Genomic DNA, 21,091 nt, shown 5'->3' with positions numbered 1-21,091 from the left:
GCTTGCCCTGCGCTGCAGTTGACCGCAGCGGCCTACTGAGCACGAAATTTTATCATGTCAGACATCCCCGCTCCCGTTCCGGTCGTGACCTTTGAAGGCAGTCCTTTCCGCCTTCATCAGCCTTTTCCGCCCGCTGGCGACCAGCCCGCCGCGATCACCGCGCTTACCGAGGGGATCGCCGACGGGTTGATGTTCCAGACCCTGCTGGGTGTGACCGGTTCGGGCAAGACCTACACGATGGCCAACGTGATTGCGCGCTCGGGGCGGCCTGCGCTGGTGCTTGCGCCCAACAAGACCCTGGCCGCACAGCTCTACTCCGAGTTCCGCGAGTTCTTTCCCGAGAATGCGGTCGAGTACTTCGTTTCCTATTACGACTACTACCAGCCGGAGGCCTACGTGCCTTCGCGCGACCTTTTCATCGAAAAGGATTCGGCGATCAACGAGCACATCGAGCAGATGCGGCTCTCCGCCACCAAGAGCCTGCTCGAGCGGCGTGATGTGGTGATCGTGGCCACCGTGTCCTGCATCTACGGTATCGGCGACCCGGTGGATTACCACAGCATGATCCTGCACCTGCGCGAGGGCGAGCGCATGCCTCAGCGCGATGTGCTGGCGCGTCTGGTGGGCATGCAGTACGACCGCAATGACGTGGATTTCCAGCGCGGCTGCTTCCGCGTGCGTGGCGATGTGATCGACGTGTTTCCGGCTGAGAGCGCCGAGCTGGCCTTGCGCATCGAGCTCTTCGATGACGAGATCGAGCACCTCACCCTGTTTGATCCGCTGACCGGTCATCTCAAGCAGAAGCTCACCCGCTTCACCGTGTTCCCTTCGAGCCACTATGTGACGCCGCGCAGCACCGTCATGAAAGCCATCGAAGCGATCAAGGAGGAGTTGCGGGAGCGGATCGAGTTCTATCACAAGGGCGGCAAGCTCGTGGAAGCCCAGCGCATCGAGCAGCGCACGCGCTTTGATCTCGAAATGCTCACCGAGCTGGGCTTCTGCAAGGGCATCGAAAACTACTCGCGTCATCTCTCCGGGCGCCTGCCGGGCGATCCGCCGCCCACCCTGATCGACTACATGCCGCGGGATTCGCTGATGTTCATCGACGAGTCGCATGTGGCGATTCCGCAGGTCGGCGGCATGTTCAAGGGCGACCAGGCGCGCAAACTCAATCTCGTCGAATACGGCTTCCGTTTGCCGTCTGCGGCCGATAACCGCCCCCTGAAGTTCGACGAGTTCGAAAAACTCATGCCGCAAACCGTGTTCGTTTCAGCGACGCCGGCTGATTACGAGGCGGCCAATCAGGGGCAGGTGGTGGAGCAGGTGGTGCGGCCGACCGGACTGGTGGATCCCGTCATCGAAATCCGGCCTGCCATCAGCCAGGTCGACGATCTTCTGGGGGAAATCCGCAAGCGCGTGGCGATCGAGGAGCGCGTGCTGGTCACCGTGCTGACCAAGCGCATGGCCGAAGACCTGACGGACTACCTTGGCGAAAACGGGGTCCGGGTGCGCTATCTGCACAGCGACATCGACACGGTAGAGCGGGTGGAGATCATCCGTGACCTGCGTCTGGGTGAGTTCGACGTGCTCATCGGCATCAACCTTTTGCGCGAAGGACTCGATATTCCCGAGGTGTCGCTGGTTGCGATTCTGGATGCGGACAAGGAAGGCTTCCTGCGTTCGGTCCGCTCGCTGATCCAGACCATCGGCCGCGCTGCACGCCATCTGAACGGGACCGCCATCCTTTATGCCGATCGCATGACCGATTCGATGCGCGCCGCGATCGGCGAGACCGAGCGCCGGCGAGCGAAGCAGATCGCGTTCAATGAGGCGAACGGCATTGTTCCCAAGTCAGTGAACAAGCGCATCAAGGACATCATTGACGGCGTCTACCAGGACGATCAGGCCAATCCGCGAACCGGCAGGGCGGCAGCTGAGCCGGCGGCCGATTACTCGCAGATGGACGAGAAGGCGCTCGCCAAGGCGATCAAGCAACTCGAAAAAGAGATGCAGGAACATGCCCGCAATCTCGAGTTCGAAAAGGCCGCCGCCGCGCGCGACGAGCTTTTCCGGCTCCGGCAGCGCGCGTTCGGAGCCGATCACCACTGAGCAGGCAGATCTTCGCGCCTGTTTCGGAGATCGCCTGATTCATCGGATCCTGGCTTTCGCTGGTCAGGAACTGCGCGCTTTGTGCGGGGCGAGGGTGTTTACTCGTCGGGTCAGTACCCCGTTTGTGAATGGTTGAATGAAACGCATCCTTTTTGTCTGCACGGGCAATATCTGCAGGTCGCCGACCGCAGACGGCGTTGCCCGTCACATGGCCGCGCAGCGCGGCCTTGCCAACCGTTTTGAATTTGATTCCGCCGGCACTCATGCCTACCACAGCGGCGAAGCGCCCGATCCGCGGGCGCAGAAAGCCGCTTACAACCGCGGCTACGATCTCTCCTACCTCCGTGCGCGGCCGGTGCTGCCCGAGGATTTCGAACTCTTCGACCTGATCCTTGCGATGGACAAGGGGCATATGACCTGGCTGCGCCGGGAGTGCCCACGCCACCTTCACCCGCGCCTGGAAATGTTTCTCGACTACTCCGCCAGTCATCTGGGCAGGGATGTTCCCGACCCCTATTACGGAACTCCTGCGGAATTCGAGTTCGTTCTCAACCTGTGCGAAGAGGCCATCCGGGAAATTCTGCTGCAGCACGCCTGACCTTCCCTGAGAGAGGGTCTTCGCGGGTTACAGGGAAAATGAAAAAGCCGCCCGAGGGCGGCTTTTTCATTGATGCGGGAAGCGGTCAGTTACGGGTCTCGACCTGTTGCAGCGGTTCTTCGGCTGCAACCGGACGAGGCCGGCGCTGACGTGCGGCACGCGGTGCAGGTGCTTCTTCGGCGACCGGCGCTGCGCGGACCGCGCTGCTGTCGGTTTCCACCATCTGCAGTTCGCTTTCCTGTGCGGCGAGAATCGCCTTCAGATCAAAGCCCGCAGTGCTGCTGGCTGCCGGCGTTGCTTCTGCAGCAGAAGGGGCTTCCACTGTTGCAGGCGCTGCGGTTTCCGTGACAGGCGCTGGCGCTTCGACTTCTGCAGCGGAGGCTATCTCCGGAGCGGAGGGCTCGAGCGCAGCAGGCGCCGGGCTGATGACCGGGGCGGGCACTGCTTCCACTGGCTCAACGGCTGCGGCGGGCGCAGCGGCTTCGCTGCTGACTTCCACCGCCGGCGCCGGCTCCAGCATTGCTTCGACCGCTGCTACCGCTACGACAGGGATCTGCGCCGGCGCTGCGTCGACCGCAGGGCTTGCTGTTTCAGCCTGCGTGCTCGCAGTGTCGGTGACGACATCGACTTCGGCAGCTTCGCTGCGGCCTTCGGGGTTCTCGCCCTCTGTGCGGCGTTCGCCACGGCCACGACCACGACGGTTGCGGCGGTTGCGACCCTCACGCGGCGGCTCGCCCGGTGCAGCCATGTCGGCCACGACTTCTGCTGCTTCGGCGATCAGGGCTTCGCTGCTGGCGGCTTCTGCCAGTTGCGCGGCCTGAGCGGTGTCGCGCTGTTGCTGCTGGCGCTCGCGGCGCTCCTGATTGCGGTCGCGGCGCGGCTCGCGAGGCTCGGTGCGTTCAGCATTGCGCTCGGCATTCTCGCGGGCCGGCTTGGCGGCTTCGGCAGGCTTCTCCTGGCGCTCGGCCCGCTCTGCGCGATTGCGCTCACGTTCCTGGCGTTCCGGACGCTCACCGCGTTCGCCGCGCTTGCGTTCCGGCTGCTCGGTGCGGGATTCCTTGCGCGGCTCGCTGACTGCCTGCTCGTCGCGGTTGCGGGCGGGCTTGCTGCTGCGTTCCTGGCTTTCGTTGCGGCTGCGGCGTTCCCCGTTGCGGCCTTCGCCACGGCGACCTTCACGGCGCTCGTTGTTGCGCGTCTTGGCAGGAGCAGGTGCAGCAGGCGTTTCGTCATCGCCGGCCAGCCAGTCCAGAATCCGGCGGAAGAAGCCCTTGCTGTCTGCCTTGGCTTCTGCCTTTGCGGTGGCGGGACGCGGTTCGGCGGCAACCGGCGCGGGCTGATCCGGGGTGATGCCCTTGATTGCAGCTTCCTGACGTTGCGGCTTGCCTTCCGTCTGGGCTGAAGGCGGCGCGTAGGCGGGTTCTGCCGGAGCGGAGGCCATGCGGTAGCTGGGCAGGTGATGATCTTCCTGGTTCAGCTGGTCGTGACGCAGGCGGACGATTTCGTGCTGCGGCGTTTCCAGGTGACGGTTCGGGATGATCAGCAGATTGACCTTGTGGCGCAGCTCGATCTTGGCGATGTCGTCACGCTTCTCGTTGAGCAGGAAGGTGGCAACGTCGACTGGAACCTGCGTATGCAGTGCGCCGGTGTTTTCCTTCATCGACTCTTCTTCGAGGATGCGCAGGATGTGCAGCGCTGCTGATTCGGTCGAGCGGATGTGGCCCGTACCGGTGCAGCGCGGGCAGGGGATGTAGCTGGTTTCGGCCAGAGCGGGGCGCAGACGCTGACGCGAGAGCTCAAGCAGGCCGAAGCGACTGATCTTGCCGGTCTGCACGCGGGCGCGGTCGTAGCGCAGGGCATCGCGCAGGCGATTCTCGACTTCGCGCTGGTTGCGCGGATTTTCCATGTCGATGAAGTCGATGACGATCAGGCCACCCAGGTCGCGCAGGCGCAGCTGGCGGGCCACTTCGTCAGCGGCTTCGAGGTTGGTGCGAAGTGCCGTGTCTTCGATGTCCGAGCCGCGGGTGGCGCGACCCGAGTTTACATCCACCGAGACCAGTGCTTCGGTGTGGTCGATAACGATCGCTCCACCGGAGGGGAGATTGACTTGGCGTGAGTAGGCCGACTCGATCTGGTGTTCGATCTGGAAGCGCGAAAACAGCGGCACGTCGTCGCTGTAGCGCTTGACGCGGCTCACGTTTGCCGGCATCACGGTGCCCATGAAGGCACGCGCCTGTTCGTAGATCTCGTCGGTGTCGATCAGGATCTCGCCGATGTCAGGCTGGAAGTAGTCACGCACTGCGCGAATGACCAGGCTGCCTTCCTGATAGATCAGGAAGGCGCCGTTCTGGCTCTTTGCGGCGCCGTCGATGGCGGTCCAGAGCTGGGTCAGGTAGTTCAGGTCCCACTGCAGTTCTTCGGCGCTGCGACCGATGGCGGCAGTGCGGGCGATCAGGCTCATGCCACCCGGAACTTCCAGGGCGTCCATGATTTCGCGCAGCTCGGCGCGCTCGTCGCCTTCAACGCGACGGGAAACGCCACCGCCGCGCGGGTTGTTGGGCATCAGGACCAGGTAGCGACCGGCGAGCGAGACATAGGTGGTCAGGGCTGCGCCCTTGTTGCCACGTTCTTCCTTCTCGACCTGGACGATGATTTCCTGGCCTTCGCGCAGCGCTTCCTTGATGGACGCGCGGCTGTCAGCGCCTTCCCGGAAATAGGAGCGGGAGACTTCCTTGAACGGCAGGAAGCCGTGGCGTTCTTCGCCGTAATCGACAAAAGCGGCTTCGAGACTGGGCTCGATGCGGGTGATGACACCCTTGTAGATGTTGCTCTTGCGTTGTTCCTTGGCGGCCGACTCGATGTCGAGGTCAATGAGTTTCTGACCATCAACAATCGCAACGCGGAGTTCCTCGGCCTGCGTTGCATTGAAAAGCATGCGCTTCATTTAGTTCTTCTCCCGCGCGCGATTGCGGGCAGGGCGAACCGCTGCCATCCCGGATCTTCGGGATGGCATGTGACTCAACTTGTGGGGAACAGGCGTGTCATGTGTTCTTGTGCAAGGAGTGAATCGGGGCTCGCCTTACGATGCCCTGAGCCGTATCCACGGAACTCAGGGCATTCCAGTCTGTTTCGCGTTCGCGCGCAAAATGGGTCGATCAATCAAATGGTTTCGGATACCATCGACCGCTTTGTCTCCGGTCGATCATGTCCTCGCGGTTCTTGTCGCGCAGATGGGCGGGTGGCTGGACTCGCCGGACCTGAAGTTTCTGCGCGCCGGATAACTCTACGGCGCCAACCGCTGCCGACTGGAGCGCGCGAGGCCATCATTGTGCCTGGGGCGCTGCAAACATGCCGGAGGGGGCGAAACAGATCGGTCGGGAGAGCCGTACAACACGGTCGACCCACGGGGCAAACCCGCGAAAACGCTTGCAGTATATTTGAAACAGATGACTTTAGGCAAAGACGCTCAGAAGGATTCCGGCTCCATCTCCGTGCGCCGGGTCCGGGTGCTGGAGGAGGATGCAGGGCAGCGCATCGACAATTATCTGATGCGCGAATGCAAGGGCGTGCCGAAGAGCCACGTCTATCGCATCCTGCGCAGCGGCGAGGTCCGGGTCAACGGCGGCCGGGTCACCCAGACCTATCGTCTCAAGGCGGGGGATGAGGTTCGGATTCCGCCGGTCAGGGTGGCCGAGCCGGTTGCTGCACCCGTCTCGTCCTCGCAGGCGGCAAAGCATGATTTCCGGGTGGTGTTCGAGGATGACGCGCTGCTGGTGATCGACAAGCCGGCAGGGCTCGCGGTGCACGGCGGCAGCGGCCTGAGTTATGGCGTGATCGAGGCGCTGAGGGCGCAAAGGCCGCAGGCGAAGTTCCTTGAGCTGGCTCATCGGCTTGACCGGGAGACCTCCGGGCTGCTGATCATCGGCAAGAAGCGGGCGGCGCTCAATGCCATCCAGGATGGCATGCGCCAGGGCGGCCTCGAGAAGCGCTACCTCACGATGGTGTGCGGGCGCTGGCTCAATCCGATCCAGCATATTCGCGCGCCGCTATATAAATACCTCACGCCTGAAGGCGAGCGACGGGTGATGGTGCGCGAAGATGGCAAGCCTTCACACAGCATCGTTCGCCTGCTCGGCAGGTGGGAGCAGTACAGCTTGCTGGAAGTGGAACTCAAGACGGGGCGAACCCATCAGATCCGGGTGCATCTGAAGTCCCAGGGCTTTCCGCTTCTGGGGGACGACAAGTACGGTGACTTCCCCTTGAACAAGGCGCTGGCGCGAGAGGGGCTGGAACGCATGTTCCTGCATGCGGCGAAGCTGGCTTTCAATCATCCGGTCAGTGGCGAGCGGCTGGAGCTCGAGGCTCCCTTGCCCGCCGAACTCGCTGCATTCGTGCGGCAACTCGATCTCACGCAGAAGAAGGAATATGGCGCAGCGCAACTTTGATCTGATCGTTTTTGACTGGGACGGCACCCTGATGGACTCGACCGCAGCCATTGCGGAGTCCCTGCAGGCGGCCTGTGCGGATCTGGGGCTTGCCGTGCCGCCGCGGGAGCTGGCTTCTCATGTCATTGGCCTCTCGCTGATGGGTGCCGTGCAGACGGTCGCGCCGGGGCTGGATGAGGCGGGCTGCCAGAAGCTGGTCGAGCGCTATCGCTACCACTTTCTGGCGCGGGATCACGAGCTGGTGTTGTTCGAGGGCGTGCGCGATCTCCTTGACGAATTGCGGGAGCAGGGACGGTTGCTGGCGGTGGCGACCGGAAAGGCCCGGCGCGGGCTGGATCGCGTGCTGGAACAGAGCGGGCTCGCGGCCTGTTTTGATGCGACCCGTTGTGCTGACGAGAGTTTTTCCAAACCTCACCCTGCCATGTTGCTGGAGCTCATGGATGAGCTGCTTGTTCCGCCGGAGCGCACGGTGATGATTGGCGACACGACGCATGATCTTCTGATGGCAAGGAATGCTGGTACGCCAGCAGTGGCTGTCAGTCATGGCGCCCATCCGGTCGACGCGCTGGCAGCAGAAGCTCCGCTTGCGGTGCTCGGAAGCATCGCGGACTTGAGGGCGTGGCTCGCGTGTCACGGCTGATCTGTCTGTCCGGAGATCTCATGGACGGCGGTGATGCGCTCCGCTTCGTGCTCGACGACGGCCGGCCGGCTTTCGTTCAGCGCTGGCATGGGCAGGTTCATGCCTATGTGAATAGTTGTGCGCATGTGCCCGTCGAGCTCGACTGGAATCCGGGCAAGCTGCTCGACGACTCGGGCGAGTGGCTGATTTGCGCGACGCATGGTGCGCTCTATGCTCCGGATTCCGGTGAGTGCGTGGCGGGGCCGTGTGCGGGGCGGCGCTTGCAGGCGCTTCGGCTCACGGAAGAGAATGGTGAAGTTCATTTCCACGACAATGAAGGCATGGCTGATGAGTGAAGAAACCAATCGTCCCGGCTGGGAGCGCAGCGTGATCGAAAAACTGGCCTTCGAGAGTTTGCGCGAGGCCCGCAGGAAGCGTCGCTGGAGCATCTTCTTCCGGGGGCTCGGCTTTGCCTATGTGGCGTTCATCCTGTTCATGCTCTGGGGGCGTTCGGAGCCGGAGCGTGCCTTGGGCGGAGCGGAGCATGTGGCGCTGGTCAGGCTGGATGGAACGATTGCTGCCGGTGAGCGCGCCAGTGCAGAAAACATCATTCCGGCGTTGCGTGACGCGTTTGGGGCGGCCTCTGCCAAGGGTGTTATCCTGGAAATCAACAGCCCGGGAGGCAGTCCGGTGCAGGCCGGCATGATCAACGATGAAATCCGCCGGCTGCGCAAGGTGCATCCGGACAAGCCGCTGCATGTCGTGGTCGAGGATGTCTGCGCTTCCGGGGGGTACTACATTGCGGTAGCGGCTGACCGGATCTTCGTCGACAAGGCCAGCATCGTCGGTTCCATTGGTGTGCGCATGGATGGCTTCGGTTTTACCGGCACCATGGACAAGCTGGGCGTTGAGCGACGCAGCATTACCGCTGGCGAGAACAAGGCCTTTCTGGACCCCTTCCTGCCCCAGAATCCCAAGCAAGTCGAGTTTGCGAAGGACATGCTTGCCGAGGTTCATCGGCAGTTCATTGATGTGGTCCGCCAGGGGCGCGGTACGCGCCTCAAGGAGACGCCGGAAATGTTCTCCGGCCTGGTCTGGAGCGGTGCGCGAAGCATCGAGCTGGGGCTCGCGGACCAATTGGGGTCGGTCGACTCGGTGGCCCGCGAGGTCTTCAAGCTTGAAAACGTGAAGGATTACAGCCGCAGCGAAAACGTGGCTGAGCGCCTGGCCAAGCGCTTCGGCGCAGGGGTGACGGGCGGGGCCGTCCAGGCGCTTCAGCGCTTCGGCGTGAACTGACCGGCTCAGCGCGCGAGCAGCAGGAAGACGACGGGCTGCCGGTCAAGATCCGGCGCGGGCGTCTTCTTCCATTCGCGTATGGTGCGAGTCGTGACAAGTTCGCCGGCGGTCGTGAGGCTTCTGGCGATGCACAGGCGGGTGTCGTCCCGGCAGTTCTGGATCAGGCTGGCAAACATCGCTTCGTTGCGATACGGCGTCTCGATGAAGAGCTGTGTGCGTTCGAGCTTGAACGACTCTTTTTCAAGTGCCTGAATGCTGCGGACGCGGTCTTCCGTTTTCTGGGGCAGATATCCGTGGAAAGCGAAACCCTGTCCGTTGAGTCCGGAGGCCATCAGCGCCAGCAGCAGCGATGAGGGGCCGATGTGGGGAATGACGCGGATGCCGAGCTCATGGGCACGCCTGACGATCAGGGCGCCTGGGTCTGCCACGGCGGGGCAGCCGGCCTCTGACATCAGTCCGCCGTCGTGGCCGGACTTGAGCGGCGCTAGCAGCAGGTCAATGGTGCGGGCGTCGAGCTGTGGCGGAAGCTCTTCGATCCGGGCTTCCTGAATCGCGCGGGAATAGCCCAGTCGCTTGAGTTCGGAGCGTGCCGTCTTGGCTCGTTCCGCGATGAAGTAATCCAGCGCATCCAGCGTGCGAAGAACGTGGCCGGGGTGCGTGACGGACGGATCGGCGGGGCCGAGGCCGACCGGGATGAGGTGAAGGAGGCCGGTGCTCATGGAAGTGGTATGCCCTCTGCGCGCAGCATGTTTGCCAGAGCGATCAATGGCAGACCGATGAGCGCGGTGGGGTCGTCTCCACGCATGTATTCGAGCAGCGCAATGCCGAGGCCTTCCGCCTTCGCGCTGCCGGCACAATCAAGGGGGCGTTCGCGCTCGATGTAGCGAGTGATTTCGCGCTCGTCGAGTGTGCGGAAGCGTGCTTCGGTAGGGACTTGAGCGAGCTGGTGCCGGCCGGTGCTCGTGTTGAGCAGGCAGACCGCGGTATGGAAATGAATGGCGTTTCCGCTCATCTCGCGCAGCTGGGCGATTGCGCGTTCGATCGTGCCGGGCTTGTCAAAGCGTGTTTCGCCGCGATGAGCGACCTGGTCACTGCCAATGATGAGGGCGTCCGGGAAGCTGGCCGCGACGGCGCGGGCCTTTTCCAGGGCGAGGCGTGCGGCGGTTGCGACCGGAGGCTCGCCAGGGAGCGGGCTTTCGTCGATGTCCGGACGTGCGGTTTCGAACGGCAATCCGAATCGCTCCAGCAAGGTCTTGCGGTAGGCTGACGTGGAAGCCAGGACGATGCGGGGAAGGGGGGCTTCAGGGGCGGGCGGCACTGGCGCGTCTCCGTCTCGTATAAGCCTTTGACAGGCGAAGCCAAAAATAATAGCATCGCCGGTTTATGTCGCACCAGCCAAAACTCATTCCGGATCCTTACGAGTTCGCACGGCGGGGAGATTCCCTTGCCGGCCAAGCGGACCTCGCCCTGTTTTCAAGGGTGTCGAGTGAGGTTCGGGACGCACAGGGCCGTCAGGTGGCATATGAGCTGCATGGTTTCAGGCAGGGCGACAAGTCCTATCTGGATATTCATGCGACGGCTGTTCTGCCCATGACTTGCCAGCGTTGCCTGGGAGAGGTTGCCTGTACGGTCGAGGGAAGTGCTCGTCTGCTGCTGGTTCCTCCGGGTGAGGCGCTGCCGGATGATGGGCTGGAAGAAGATGATTTCGATCCGGTGCACGTCTGGCGCGACTTCAATGTGCTGGATGCTGTAGAGGAAGAGTTGCTGTTGGCCCTGCCGCTGGCGCCAACGCATGATGATTGCAGGATGCCGGTGGCAAGGGAAAATGGCGACGACAGTTCGCCGTTTGCGGTGCTCAAGGGTCTCAGGACTCCGGGCGCACGTAATACGTAACGATTGATCAAAGAAGTTTCAAGGAGCAAGAAATGGCCGTTCAACAGAACAAGAAGTCGCCTTCCAAGCGCGGCATGCATCGTGCACACGATTTCCTGACCGCCCCGGCGCTCGCCGTCGAACCGACCACCGGCGAGGCTCATCTGCGTCACCACATCTCGCCTTCCGGCTACTACCGTGGCAAGAAGGTTCTGAAGACCAAGGGCGAATAAGCTCTTTCATCAGGGCGTTGCGTATCCGGTGTCGCGGCGCGCGCCCTGTAGCACCATCGTGCATCCATCCGCGTGGCGCCGGGCATGCTCCGGCGTAATCCAGATCCCAGGCAGCTCTCACGTATCGCGCAAGCGGTCGCGTGGCTGCTTGAGCTCGTCTACTGAATCCGTTTCTTGATGCCTATCACCCTAGCAATCGACTGCATGGGCGGAGATCACGGCCCGTCGGTCACGATCCCTGCCGCGTTCCAGTTTCTGGAGGAAGACACGCGTGCGCGCGTGATCCTCGTTGGTCTGCCGGAGATTTTCGATGCCGGTTTCCAGCAAGCCGCTGCGGTGTTCGGTGATCGGGTCATTGTCAGGACTGCATCCGAGGTTGTCGGCATGGACGAAGCACCTGCTTCTGCCATGCGCGGCAAGAAGGACTCGTCCATGCGCGTGTCCATCGATCTGGTCAAGGCGGGAGAGGCCAATGCCGCCGTTTCCGCCGGTAATACCGGGGCGCTGATGGCCATTTCGCGCTTTGTGCTCAAGACGCTGCCCGGAATCGACAGGCCGGCGATCGCGACCATCATTCCATCCATGAAGGGTCAGACCTACATGCTGGATCTGGGCGCGAACGTGGATTGCAGCGCAGAGCACCTGCTGCAGTTCGCGATCATGGGCTCCCTCCTGCTCGAGGCGGTGGAGCACAGTGCTTCTCCGAGCGTGGGGCTGCTCAACATCGGGGAAGAGGACATCAAGGGTAATGAGGTGGTCAAGAAGGCTGCCGAACTGCTCCGATCCTCCGGCCTCAACTTCTACGGCAACGTGGAAGGCAATGACATTTTCAAGGGCACGACAGATGTCGTGGTCTGCGACGGATTTGTCGGAAACGTGGCGCTGAAGTCGGCCGAGGGGCTGGCGCACATGATCACCACCTTCCTGTCTGAAGAGTTCAAGCGCAGCTGGCTGACGAAGCTGGTGGCGCTGATTGCCATGCCTGTCCTCAAGCGCTTCAAGCGCCGGTTTGATCCGGGCAGGTACAACGGCGCGGCACTGCTTGGTCTGCGTGGCGTTGTCGTGAAGAGTCACGGTTCAGCCAGCCAGCTGGCCTATCTCTGGGCCTTGCGCCGTGCGGCGGAGGCTGCCCGTAATGATCTGGTCGAGCGTATCTCGGCGCGCATGAGCGGTTACACTGCCGCTTCTTCTGAATCATCCCCGGAGGGGACGGCAGCATGATTTTTGCGCGTATCGCAGGCACGGGTGGTTACGTACCGGGGCTTCCGGTCTCCAATGATGATCTGGTCGCTCGCGGTATCGACACCTCGGACGCTTGGGTGCGGGAGCGTACGGGGATCGGTTTTCGCCATCTGGCCGCGCCGGGGGAAACCACGCATGGCATGGCTGCGAACGCTGCCCGCCGTGCGCTTGAAGCGGCAGGTCTTGAGCCTGCTGATATCGACCTCATCATCGTGGCCACCACGACGCCGGAAATGATTTTTCCGAGCACGGCCTGTCTGCTTCAGCATGAACTCGGCGTACCGGCCGGGGGGGCAGCGTTCGACGTGCAGGCCGTTTGCAGCGGCTTTGTCTATGCGCTGACCATCGCCGACAAATTCATCCGCTCCGGCTCGCACAAGCGTGTGCTGGTGGTCGGTGCCGAGAAGCTCTCGCGCATTCTCGACTGGTCTGACCGCACGACTTGTGTACTGTTCGGGGATGGTGCCGGCGCAGTGGTGCTTGTGGCGGATGAGGAGACCGGGATTCTTTCGACGGCGATGCATGCCGACGGCTCCCAGACTTCCATCCTTTCGGCTGATGCACAGATGGCAGGTGGCTCGGTGGTGGGCTGCCCCTTCATCCGGATGGATGGTCAGGCTGTTTTCAAGTTTGCCGTCAAGGCGCTTGCCGAAGTCGGGGCCGAGGTACTGGAGCAAGCCGGGCTCGGGCTGGATGGGCTGGACTGGCTGGTCCCCCATCAGGCCAATATCCGGATCATGCAGGCGACTGCCAAGAAGCTGCATGTTCCGAATGAGCGGGTGGTCGCAACCGTGGAAAAGCACGGCAACACCTCTGCGGCATCGGTGCCGATGGCGCTTGATGTGGCGGTGAGAGACGGGCGCATCCAGCGCGGCCAGACCGTGCTGCTGGAAGGCGTGGGTGGCGGATTTACCTGGGGTGCAGTTCTGCTGCGCTTCTGAACCTAGTTTGATGAGGCAGGATATGAAGTCTCTGGATAACCTGGCGGTGGTTTTCCCCGGTCAGGGCTCGCAGTCGGTCGGCATGATGGCCTCCTTTGCGGACAATGCCGTCGTGCGCGCCACCTTTGCAGAAGCATCCGATGCGCTGGGGCAGGATCTCTGGCAACTGGTGGCTGAGGGGCCGGCCGAGGCGCTGGCGCAGACCGTCAATACGCAGCCCGTCATGCTGACGGCCGGCATCGCCGTCTGGCGCGCCTGGCTTGAGCAGGGCGGAGCACGCCCGGTCCTGGTGGCAGGGCACAGTCTGGGCGAGTACGCCGCGCTGGTCGCTGCAGAAGTGCTCGACTTTGCCGAGGCGGTTCGTCTTGTCCGCTTCCGCGCTCAGGCCATGCAGGAAGCTGTTCCGGCCGGAGTAGGCGGCATGGCCGCGATTCTCAATCTTTCGCCGGAGCTTGTTGCGGAGGCCTGCGCTGAAGCGGCGCAAGGCGAGTCCGTTGCTGCGGCAAACCTGAATTCACCCGTACAGATCGTGATTGCCGGACATGCTGCTGCGGTGGAGCGCGCGATGGAGGCTTGCAAGGCTCGCGGTGCAAAGCGTGCCGTGCCGCTGCCGGTCAGCGCGCCTTTCCATAGCGTGCTCATGAAGCCGGCGGCAGATCGCCTTGCCGAAGCACTCGCAAAGGTCAAGTTTTCCGACCCCGCCATTGCGGTTCTCAACAACGTGGATGTGCGCATCGAACACTCTGCGGATGCCATTCGGGACGCGCTGGTCCGTCAGGCATACAGTCCGGTCCGCTGGATCGAGACGGTCGAAGCCATGGCTCCCCGCGGCATTACTGCTGTGCTGGAGTCCGGTCCGGGCAAGGTTCTGGCAGGGCTGTGCAAGCGGATCAATGGTGAGCTGGCCGTCGAGGCGCTCACTGACGCAGAAGCGATCAGCCGCGTGTTGCCGCAGTACCAATGAAGACAACTCACAGGAAACAGTAATGAAGACTCTTGCAGACCAGGTGGTGCTGGTGACCGGCGCTACGCGGGGCATCGGTCGCGCGATTGCGCTCGATATCGGCGCAATGGGGGCGACGGTGATTGGTACGGCAACCTCTCTGGATGGTGCCGCCGCCATCGACGCAGCACTGGCCGAGGCCGGTGTCAAAGGCCGCGGCATGGCTCTGGACGTGACCGACAGCGCGGCTTGCGAGGCGGCTCTCTCGTCGATCGAGAAGGAGTTCGGCGCGGTTTCCGTGCTGGTCAACAATGCCGGCATCACGCGTGACAACATTGCCATGCGCATGAAAGACGAAGAGTGGGATGCGGTGATGGAGACCAACCTCAAGGCGGTTTTCCGCATGTCGCGCCTCGTCATGCGCGGCATGATGAAGGCCCGCAGTGGTCGCATCATCAATATCACGTCGGTGGTCGGCAGCTCCGGTAATGCGGGGCAGGCGAACTATGCCGCCGCCAAAGCCGGTGTCGCGGGCATGACGCGTGCCTTGGCTCGTGAGCTGGGCAGTCGTGGCATCACCGTCAATTGCGTGGCGCCGGGTTTCATCGATACCGACATGACGCGCGATCTGCCGGATGCGCAACGCGATATCCTGCAGTCCCAGATTGCGCTTGGACGTCTTGGTCGTCCTGAAGAAATTTCTGCCGTAGTGAGCTTTCTGGCCTCGCCGGCCGCGAGCTACGTGACGGGGGCCACAATCCACGTCAATGGCGGGATGTACATGGCGTGACAGGCCATACTATGGCGAACGGCGAAGTTGGCTGAAGTTGCGGCCGGTTTCTGCTAGAATATTCGGGTTTTTTCTACCTTTCCGCTTGTAAAAGAAGGAGCGATTCATGGATAACATCGAGCAGCGCGTGCGCAAGATCGTTGCAGAGCAACTGGGCGCTAACGAAGCCGACATCAAGAACGAGTCTTCGTTCGTTGACGATCTGGGTGCTGACTCTCTCGACACCGTCGAGCTGGTCATGGCGCTCGAAGAGGAATTCGAATGCGAGATTCCTGACGAAGAAGCCGAAAAGATCACCAGCGTCCAGCAGGCGATCGACTACGTCAGCGCCCACCTGAAGGCCTGATCGGTTCCTGCGTTCATTTGTACCAAGGAGTGACCTTTGACGCGTCGCAGAGTTGTCGTAACCGGTCTGGGAATCATCTCGCCGGTAGGTAATACCGTTGCTTCCGCCTGGGACAACATTGTCAACGGTCGCTCCGGCATCGACCGGGTAACCCGTTTCGATGCCAGCACCTTGCCTACCCGGATTGCGGGAGAGGTCAAGGATTTCGACGTCGCGTCCTATCTTTCCCCGAAAGAGGCGCGGCGCTTCGATACTTTCATCCATTACGGGCTTGCTGCCGCGATGGACGCAATCAAGGACGCGGGCATCACCGAGAAGCCGGAAAACTCCGAGCGGATCGGCGTGTGCATCGGGTCGGGCATCGGTGGCCTGCCGCTGATCGAAGACACCATGAACGCCATTGCTGCCGGCGGTGCCCGCAAGATCTCGCCCTTCTTCGTGCCCGGCTCGATCATCAATATGGTGTCCGGGCTGCTGTCCATCAATTACGGTTTCCATGGCCCGAACTTCGCGACGGTGAGCGCCTGCGCAACGGGCAATCACTCCATCGGCGAAGCTTCACGCCTGATCGAGTACGGAGATGCGGACATCATGGTGGCTGGCGGTGCGGAGTCGACCGTTTCGCTGCTGGGCATGGGCGGATTCTGCTCTGCCAAGGCCCTGTCCACCCGCAATGATGATCCGAAAACGGCCAGCCGCCCCTGGGATGCCGGCCGCGATGGTTTCGTGCTGGGGGAAGGGGCCGGCGTGCTGGTTCTTGAAGAGTACGAGCATGCGAAAGCCCGTGGCGCGAAAATCTATGCCGAGATCGTTGGCTACGGCATGAGCTCGGATGCGTACCACATCACGGCTCCGGCTGAAGGCGGTGAAGGTGCTGCGCGCAGCATGGGCAATGCGTTGCGCAATGCCGGCATTGCTGCGGACCAGGTGCAGTATGTGAATGCGCATGGAACTTCGACGCCCCTGGGCGACATCGGCGAGACGCTGGCGGCCAAGCGCTGTTTCGGTGCTCATGCAGCCAAGCTGGCGATGAGCTCGACGAAGTCGATGACGGGCCATCTGCTGGGAGCTGCTGCCGGCATCGAGGCAGTGTTTACGATTCTTGCCCTGCGCGATCAGATTGCTCCGCCGACCATCAATCTGCACGACCCTGATCCGGCCTGTGATCTGGATTACGTGCCGAATACTGCACGCAACATGTCGATCGAGTACGCCCTGTCGAACTCCTTCGGCTTTGGCGGTACCAACAGCACTCTGGTCTTCCGCAAGATCTGAGATGCTGTCGCGAAAGCGGAGCGATAAAGGCGCCGGACTTTGATGTCGGCGCCTTTTTCTTTTTCCCTGAAGCGTTCGCCATTGCTCCGAAGCCTGACTGCTCTGGCGCATCTCATGCCGGTGTCGTGCGCGTTTTTTGCGGACACCCGTCCCCTTGTGCTGGCCGTGGTCGGTGCCCTGACGCTGGTGTCCGCAGCAGTGACTTCGCGTCAGGGGCGTGAGCTGGGGCGACTGCGGCTGACGGTGGTGCCGCAGGGTGTGTCAGTCCTGGAGAAGGATGGGCGTGAGCTTGAGGTTGACATTCTTCCCGAGTCGGTTGACCTGGGCTGGCTGATTGTTCTGGCGCTCGTGGAGCGCAACTCGCGCATCAGGCGGAGAGCGGCCCTGACCCGGGGCGCACTGGATTCTGAATCGTGGCGCTCCCTGCGCCGCTTTCTGCGCTGGGAGCTGCCAGACGAAGCTCAGGCGCTTTGATTCCAGCGTTTCAAGTCGCGCGGCCAATGGGGATTTGACAGCACGGTAGGCTTGGCCTTGCTCGCTGTTTGGGGGTAATCCTTCGAAAAGTGAAGCCCGCGAGATTCCTTGCGTCGCATGGCGCTCTGCACGATCAGGTCCGCCGTGGTCACCAGGTTGCGCAGTTCGATCAGATCGTTGCTGACCCGGAAGTTCGCGTAGTACTCGTCGATTTCCCGCTTGAGCAGGCGGATGCGATGCTGGGCGCGCTCAAGTCGTTTGCTCGTCCGCACGATGCCGACGTAGTCCCACATGAAGCGGCGCAGCTCTTCCCAGTTGTGGGAGATGACGACTTCTTCGTCCGCATCGGAAACCCGGCTTTCATCCCAGGGCGGGAGGGTGCTCAGGGGTTTGCGGGGGGTGCCGAGAATGTCCCGGGCGGCTGCCTCACTGAACACGACGCACTCCAGCAGGGAGTTGCTCGCAAGACGATTGGCGCCGTGAAGACCTGAGCAGGAGGTCTCGCCAATGGCATAAAGGCCTGGCAGATCGGTGCGTGCGCGCAGATCGATCTGTACGCCGCCGCAGGTGTAGTGTGCGGCGGGCACGACCGGAATGGGCTGTTTGCTGATGTCGATGCCGAGCTCGAGGCAGCGTGCCGAAATGGTGGGAAAGTGTTCGCGGAGGAACTCCGGGCTCTTGTGCGAGATGTCGAGAAAGACACTGTCGATCCCGCGCTTTTTCATCTCGAAGTCGATGGCCCGGGCCACGACGTCGCGCGGTGCCAGTTCCGCACGCGGGTCGTGCTTGGGCATGAAGCGCGTGCCATCCGGCAGTCGTAGCAGTCCTCCCTCACCTCTGACAGCTTCGGAAATCAGGAAGGATTTGGCTTGCGGATGGTAGAGACAGGTGGGGTGGAACTGGATGAACTCCATGTTCGAGACGCGGCAGCCGGCCCGCCACGCCATGGCGATGCCATCTCCCGTCGAAGTGTCAGGGTTGGTGGTGTAGAGATACACCTTGCCTGCGCCACCGGTCGCCAGCACGGTGTGGCCGGCGGAGAACGCCTCGACCCGGCCGCTGTCCAGATCAAGGATGTAGGCGCCCAGGCAGCCAGAGTCGCGCTTGTCGAGCTTGTGGCCGACGATGAGATCGACGGCCAGGTGGTTTTCGAAGACCTGGATGTCCGGGTGATGTCTGACGCGGTCAATGAGCGTTTCCTGCACTGCGGCGCCGGTTGCGTCGGCCACGTGCACGATGCGCCGGTGGCTGTGGCCGCCTTCGCGTGTGAGGTGCATGCCCCAGCTGGTGTCATCCGGCGTGAAAGGAACGCCCTGGTCGCGCAACCACTGAATGGCGTCCGCGCCGTGTTCGACCACAAACCGCGTGGCGGCCGGGTCACACAGTTGCGCTCCCGCGATCTGCGTATCCTCGTAGTGGGAGGCGGTGGAGTCTGCCGGATCTATGACGGCCGCAATCCCCCCCTGAGCCCAGGCGCTTGCGCCGTCATCCATCTGGCGTTTGGAAATCAGCGCTACCTTGAGGCGACCCGCGAGTCTCAGAGCCAGGGACTGGCCGGCGAGTCCGCTGCCAAGGATCAGAACATCGAATTGCTTCAAGAACGCTTCCTTCCGCCATCAGGTGGTCAAGAGGGCAATGCTAGCCCCAGCCCGACTCAAGGCCAAGAGGCGAGTGCGATGCAGGAATTGTTGCAGGCTGTGTTCGGGCTGAACTTTGTGCCCGGGAGCGGGTCAGAGCGGCATGGGGTCGCGGTGGCTTCGGCTATACTCGCGCGCTGACAGAATCGCACGGGCGACGCAAGCGCGAGGGTAGATGAGCGACAGAGAGATTGATCAGCAGTTGGTCGAGCGGGTACAGCGCGGCGACAAGCAGGCCTTTGGTCTGCTTGTGTCCAAGTATCAGCGCAAGCTGGTGCGCCTGCTGTCTCGCATGATCAGGGATCCGGCGGAGGTCGAGGATGTTGCCCAGGAAGCCTTTATCAAGGCCTATCGTGCGCTGCCCAATTTCCGGGGGGAGAGTGCGTTCTACACGTGGCTCTACCGGATCGGGGTGAATACCGCGAAGAATTATCTGGTGTCGCAGGGGCGTCGTGCACCCACGAGTACCGAGGTCGAGGCAGAGGATGCCGAGCAGTATGAGTCCGGCGAGCTTTTGCGGGACAACGATACGCCGGAGCGTCTGATGCAGACCCGCCAGATCGGCGAGACGGTGAATGCAGCGATGCAGGCCCTGCCGGAGGAATTGCGCACGGCAATCGTGCTGCGGGAAATAGAAGGTTTGAGTTACGACGAAATCGCCTCGATGATGGATTGTCCCATCGGTACGGTGCGATCAAGGATTTTCAGGGCCCGCGAGGCTATTGCCGAGCGCTTGCGGCCGATGCTGGATGTTGCTCCTGACAAGAGGTGGTGAGCATGAAGAACGAACGATTGTCAGCCTGGGTGGACGGCGAGGCGGATGAACAGGATGGCGCCAGTGTCATGCGCGAACTGGCGGGTGAGGCTTCGGTCCGTCAGGATTGCGAGCTGTTCTGGCTGATCGGGGACGCCTTGCGCAGTCCGCAGCAGACCGGCCTGGGGGTCGATTTGACTGCCCGCATCATGGATGCGCTCGAATCCGAGCCGACGGTTCTGGCACCGCGCAGGCAGGTGCTGCGTACAGCTCCGGCAGGGAAAGACCGGTGGTTGCCGGCTGCGGCGGCTGTAGCGGGCGTAGCGGTTGCTGCTTGGATGAGTTTCTCCCTGCTTGCGCCGGCCCGGCAGGAAGTTGCTCGGCCGATGGCTGTCGCAGCGCCTGTGGCAAACGATCCCAAACCTGTGCAACTGGTCGTGGGGGGAGAGCAGGCCTACTACATGGCGCATCAGGCCTCTACCATCGGCGCACCGATCGGCGGGGTGGCCCAATATATCCGGACGGTGGGTGACGAGCAGACGGGAATGCGCTGATGAAGCGGTTGTGCTGGGTAATTGCGGGCTGGTTGTTGATTTCGGCGCTGGCTCAGGCCGAGGATGCGTTTTCCTGGTTGCAGAAGATGAATCAGGCGTCGAGAAGCCTCAGCTTCTCCGGAATCTTTGTCTATCAGAGCCAGGGCAGAACGGAGAGCTCCCGGATCGCCAGGCTGATTGACGGCGCTGGCGAGCATGAGCGTCTTGAAACGCTCGAGGGGACGCCGCGTGAAGTCATCCGGTTCAACGAGGACGTGCGCTGCTATCTGCCAGCGGAAAAGCTCATCGTGCTTGATCGGGCCATTCTGGCTCGGCAGCCGGGAAGGCTGGTTTCGAAGGCCGCCGCCCTCGGTGAAATCTACGATGCAAAGCTGACCGGGAGTGGTCGCATCGCGGGGCGTGACGCACGGATCGTGAATCTGACACCGCGGGACGAGTGGCGCTATGGACATGAGCTTTGGATCGATGCGGCGACCGGTCTGTTGCTCAAGGCCCGTTTGCTGACGGGAGACGCCGGTCTCGTGGAGCAGTTCTCCTTCATGGAGATGGCGCCCGGCGCTGACTTCGATCATGAGCAGTTGCGTGCAAGGTCCAGTCCGACTGATGCATGGCGAGTCATCAATGCCGCTGGTGAAAGTGTTTCGCCGGAAGAGATTCCGTGGGTCTTCCGCAAGCTGCCGGCCGGCTTCAAGCAGGTTTCCCTGGTCCGGAGAAAGCTGCATGCTGACGGCGCCGCGGCCATTCATGCCGCATTTTCCGATGGACTGGCGAACGTGTCCGTGTTCATCGAGCCCACGAGCGGCCGGAGCAGTCAAAACATGCCACACTCCACGGGTGCTGTCGGCATCTATCGACGCTTGGCCGGGAGCTATCAGGTGACCGCCATGGGGGAAGTCCCGGTTGCGGCCCTCAAGCGCGTAGCCGAGGGTGTCGAGCAGCGCAGAAAGTAATGCTTCGTGCCGGCGG

General features: G+C 62.4%; 22 protein-coding genes. 18 read left to right on the top strand and 4 right to left on the bottom strand.

Annotated elements, in window-relative coordinates; genetic code table 11:
- The first annotated feature begins 54 nt into the window (after nt 1-54).
- Nucleotides 55-2,109: an excinuclease ABC subunit UvrB gene (gene uvrB, locus ABDB87_RS02565; protein WP_345923830.1), complete on the top strand. Its 2,055-nt coding sequence runs from the start codon at nt 55-57 to the stop codon at nt 2,107-2,109.
- Nucleotides 2,110-2,245: 136 nt separating this feature from the next.
- Nucleotides 2,246-2,707, top strand: coding sequence for a low molecular weight protein-tyrosine-phosphatase (locus tag ABDB87_RS02560; RefSeq protein ID WP_345923828.1), 462 nt, complete (start codon nt 2,246-2,248; stop codon nt 2,705-2,707).
- Between the two features lie 85 nt (nt 2,708-2,792).
- On the opposite strand, the gene ABDB87_RS02555 is transcribed toward ABDB87_RS02560, so the two are convergent.
- Nucleotides 2,793-5,648 (bottom strand): Rne/Rng family ribonuclease, encoded by a 2,856-nt coding sequence (locus ABDB87_RS02555; protein WP_345923826.1) that lies wholly within the window; start codon nt 5,646-5,648, stop codon nt 2,793-2,795.
- Nucleotides 5,649-6,150: 502 nt separating this feature from the next.
- On the opposite strand from ABDB87_RS02555, the gene ABDB87_RS02550 reads away from it, so the two are divergent.
- Genes ABDB87_RS02550 through ABDB87_RS02535 form a run of 4 tightly spaced genes read left to right on the top strand, consistent with a single transcriptional unit; the run spans nt 6,151 to nt 9,064 of the window.
- The gene (locus tag ABDB87_RS02550; protein ID WP_345923824.1) at nt 6,151-7,149 is read left to right on the top strand and encodes an RluA family pseudouridine synthase; all 999 of its coding nucleotides are present in this window, start codon (nt 6,151-6,153) and stop codon (nt 7,147-7,149) included.
- Nucleotides 7,130-7,789, top strand: coding sequence for an HAD-IIIA family hydrolase (locus ABDB87_RS02545; protein WP_345923822.1), 660 nt, complete (start codon nt 7,130-7,132; stop codon nt 7,787-7,789). Before ABDB87_RS02550 ends, ABDB87_RS02545 begins: the two co-directional genes overlap by 20 nt.
- Nucleotides 7,768-8,124, top strand: a complete 357-nt coding sequence (locus tag ABDB87_RS02540) for a Rieske (2Fe-2S) protein (RefSeq protein ID WP_345923820.1) — start codon at nt 7,768-7,770, stop codon at nt 8,122-8,124. Before ABDB87_RS02545 ends, ABDB87_RS02540 begins: the two co-directional genes overlap by 22 nt.
- A complete protein-coding gene (locus tag ABDB87_RS02535) occupies nt 8,117-9,064 on the top strand; it encodes a S49 family peptidase (protein WP_345923818.1) in 948 nt (315 codons plus the stop codon). The genes ABDB87_RS02540 and ABDB87_RS02535 overlap by 8 nt, the downstream gene beginning before the upstream one ends.
- Before the next feature lie 5 nt (nt 9,065-9,069).
- On the opposite strand, the gene ABDB87_RS02530 is transcribed toward ABDB87_RS02535, so the two are convergent.
- Both ABDB87_RS02530 and ABDB87_RS02525 read right to left on the bottom strand, forming a co-directional pair.
- A complete protein-coding gene (locus tag ABDB87_RS02530; protein ID WP_345923816.1) occupies nt 9,070-9,783 on the bottom strand; it encodes an SAM-dependent methyltransferase in 714 nt (237 codons plus the stop codon).
- The gene (locus ABDB87_RS02525; protein ID WP_345923814.1) at nt 9,780-10,382 is read right to left on the bottom strand and encodes a Maf family protein; all 603 of its coding nucleotides are present in this window, start codon (nt 10,380-10,382) and stop codon (nt 9,780-9,782) included. Before ABDB87_RS02525 ends, ABDB87_RS02530 begins: the two co-directional genes overlap by 4 nt.
- Nucleotides 10,383-10,579: 197 nt before the next feature.
- Between ABDB87_RS02525 and ABDB87_RS02520 the strand changes: the two genes are divergently transcribed.
- The 9 genes from ABDB87_RS02520 to ABDB87_RS02480 all read left to right on the top strand — a co-directional run bounded on the left by ABDB87_RS02520 (nt 10,580) and on the right by ABDB87_RS02480 (nt 17,180).
- Entirely contained in the window at nt 10,580-10,957 is a 378-nt protein-coding gene (locus ABDB87_RS02520) for a YceD family protein (protein ID WP_345923812.1), read from the top strand.
- Nucleotides 10,958-10,989: 32 nt separating this feature from the next.
- Nucleotides 10,990-11,169, top strand: a complete 180-nt coding sequence (gene rpmF / locus ABDB87_RS02515; protein WP_345923810.1) for a 50S ribosomal protein L32 — start codon at nt 10,990-10,992, stop codon at nt 11,167-11,169.
- Between the two features lie 177 nt (nt 11,170-11,346).
- Nucleotides 11,347-12,390, top strand: coding sequence for a phosphate acyltransferase PlsX (plsX, locus tag ABDB87_RS02510; RefSeq protein ID WP_345923808.1), 1,044 nt, complete (start codon nt 11,347-11,349; stop codon nt 12,388-12,390).
- A complete protein-coding gene (locus ABDB87_RS02505; protein WP_345923806.1) occupies nt 12,387-13,352 on the top strand; it encodes a beta-ketoacyl-ACP synthase III in 966 nt (321 codons plus the stop codon). The genes plsX and ABDB87_RS02505 overlap by 4 nt, the downstream gene beginning before the upstream one ends.
- A 22-nt stretch (nt 13,353-13,374) precedes the next feature.
- Nucleotides 13,375-14,316, top strand: coding sequence for an ACP S-malonyltransferase (gene fabD / locus ABDB87_RS02500; protein WP_345923804.1), 942 nt, complete (start codon nt 13,375-13,377; stop codon nt 14,314-14,316).
- A gap of 22 nt (nt 14,317-14,338) precedes the next feature.
- On the top strand, nt 14,339-15,085 hold the full coding sequence (fabG, locus tag ABDB87_RS02495) for a 3-oxoacyl-ACP reductase FabG (protein WP_345923802.1): 747 nt from the start codon (nt 14,339-14,341) through the stop codon (nt 15,083-15,085).
- A 106-nt stretch (nt 15,086-15,191) separates the two neighbouring features.
- Nucleotides 15,192-15,431 carry an acyl carrier protein gene (gene acpP / locus ABDB87_RS02490; protein WP_345923800.1) on the top strand — a complete coding sequence of 80 codons (240 nt, stop codon included), beginning with the start codon at nt 15,192-15,194 and terminating at the stop codon, nt 15,429-15,431.
- 36 nt (nt 15,432-15,467) lie between these two features.
- Nucleotides 15,468-16,706 (top strand): beta-ketoacyl-ACP synthase II, encoded by a 1,239-nt coding sequence (fabF, locus tag ABDB87_RS02485; protein ID WP_345923798.1) that lies wholly within the window; start codon nt 15,468-15,470, stop codon nt 16,704-16,706.
- Between the two features lie 42 nt (nt 16,707-16,748).
- Nucleotides 16,749-17,180: a protein YgfX gene (locus ABDB87_RS02480; protein ID WP_345923796.1), complete on the top strand. Its 432-nt coding sequence runs from the start codon at nt 16,749-16,751 to the stop codon at nt 17,178-17,180.
- Here the strand turns inward: ABDB87_RS02480 and nadB are convergent.
- On the bottom strand, nt 17,168-18,778 hold the full coding sequence (gene nadB, locus ABDB87_RS02475; protein WP_345923794.1) for an L-aspartate oxidase: 1,611 nt from the start codon (nt 18,776-18,778) through the stop codon (nt 17,168-17,170). The two genes, ABDB87_RS02480 and nadB, sit on opposite strands and share 13 nt — an antisense overlap.
- 214 nt (nt 18,779-18,992) lie before the next feature.
- Here nadB and rpoE point away from each other — a divergent pair, with 214 nt between their 5' ends.
- From rpoE to ABDB87_RS02460, 3 genes are read left to right on the top strand one after another with little or no spacing between them, the layout of a single operon-like run.
- Complete coding sequence (gene rpoE / locus ABDB87_RS02470) at nt 18,993-19,592, top strand: RNA polymerase sigma factor RpoE (RefSeq protein WP_345923792.1); 600 nt, start codon at nt 18,993-18,995, stop codon at nt 19,590-19,592.
- Between the two features lie 2 nt (nt 19,593-19,594).
- Nucleotides 19,595-20,125, top strand: a complete 531-nt coding sequence (locus tag ABDB87_RS02465) for a sigma-E factor negative regulatory protein (RefSeq protein ID WP_345923790.1) — start codon at nt 19,595-19,597, stop codon at nt 20,123-20,125.
- The gene (locus ABDB87_RS02460) at nt 20,125-21,075 is read left to right on the top strand and encodes a MucB/RseB C-terminal domain-containing protein (protein WP_345923788.1); all 951 of its coding nucleotides are present in this window, start codon (nt 20,125-20,127) and stop codon (nt 21,073-21,075) included. Before ABDB87_RS02465 ends, ABDB87_RS02460 begins: the two co-directional genes overlap by 1 nt.
- Nucleotides 21,076-21,091: the final 16 nt, after the last annotated feature.

The sequence above is a fragment of the Uliginosibacterium paludis genome, from assembly GCF_039631355.1.
Lineage (GTDB): Bacteria > Pseudomonadota > Gammaproteobacteria > Burkholderiales > Rhodocyclaceae > Uliginosibacterium > Uliginosibacterium paludis.
The sequence above is the reverse complement of the archived record's forward strand: the minus strand, read 5'-3'. Positions and strand labels throughout refer to the sequence as shown.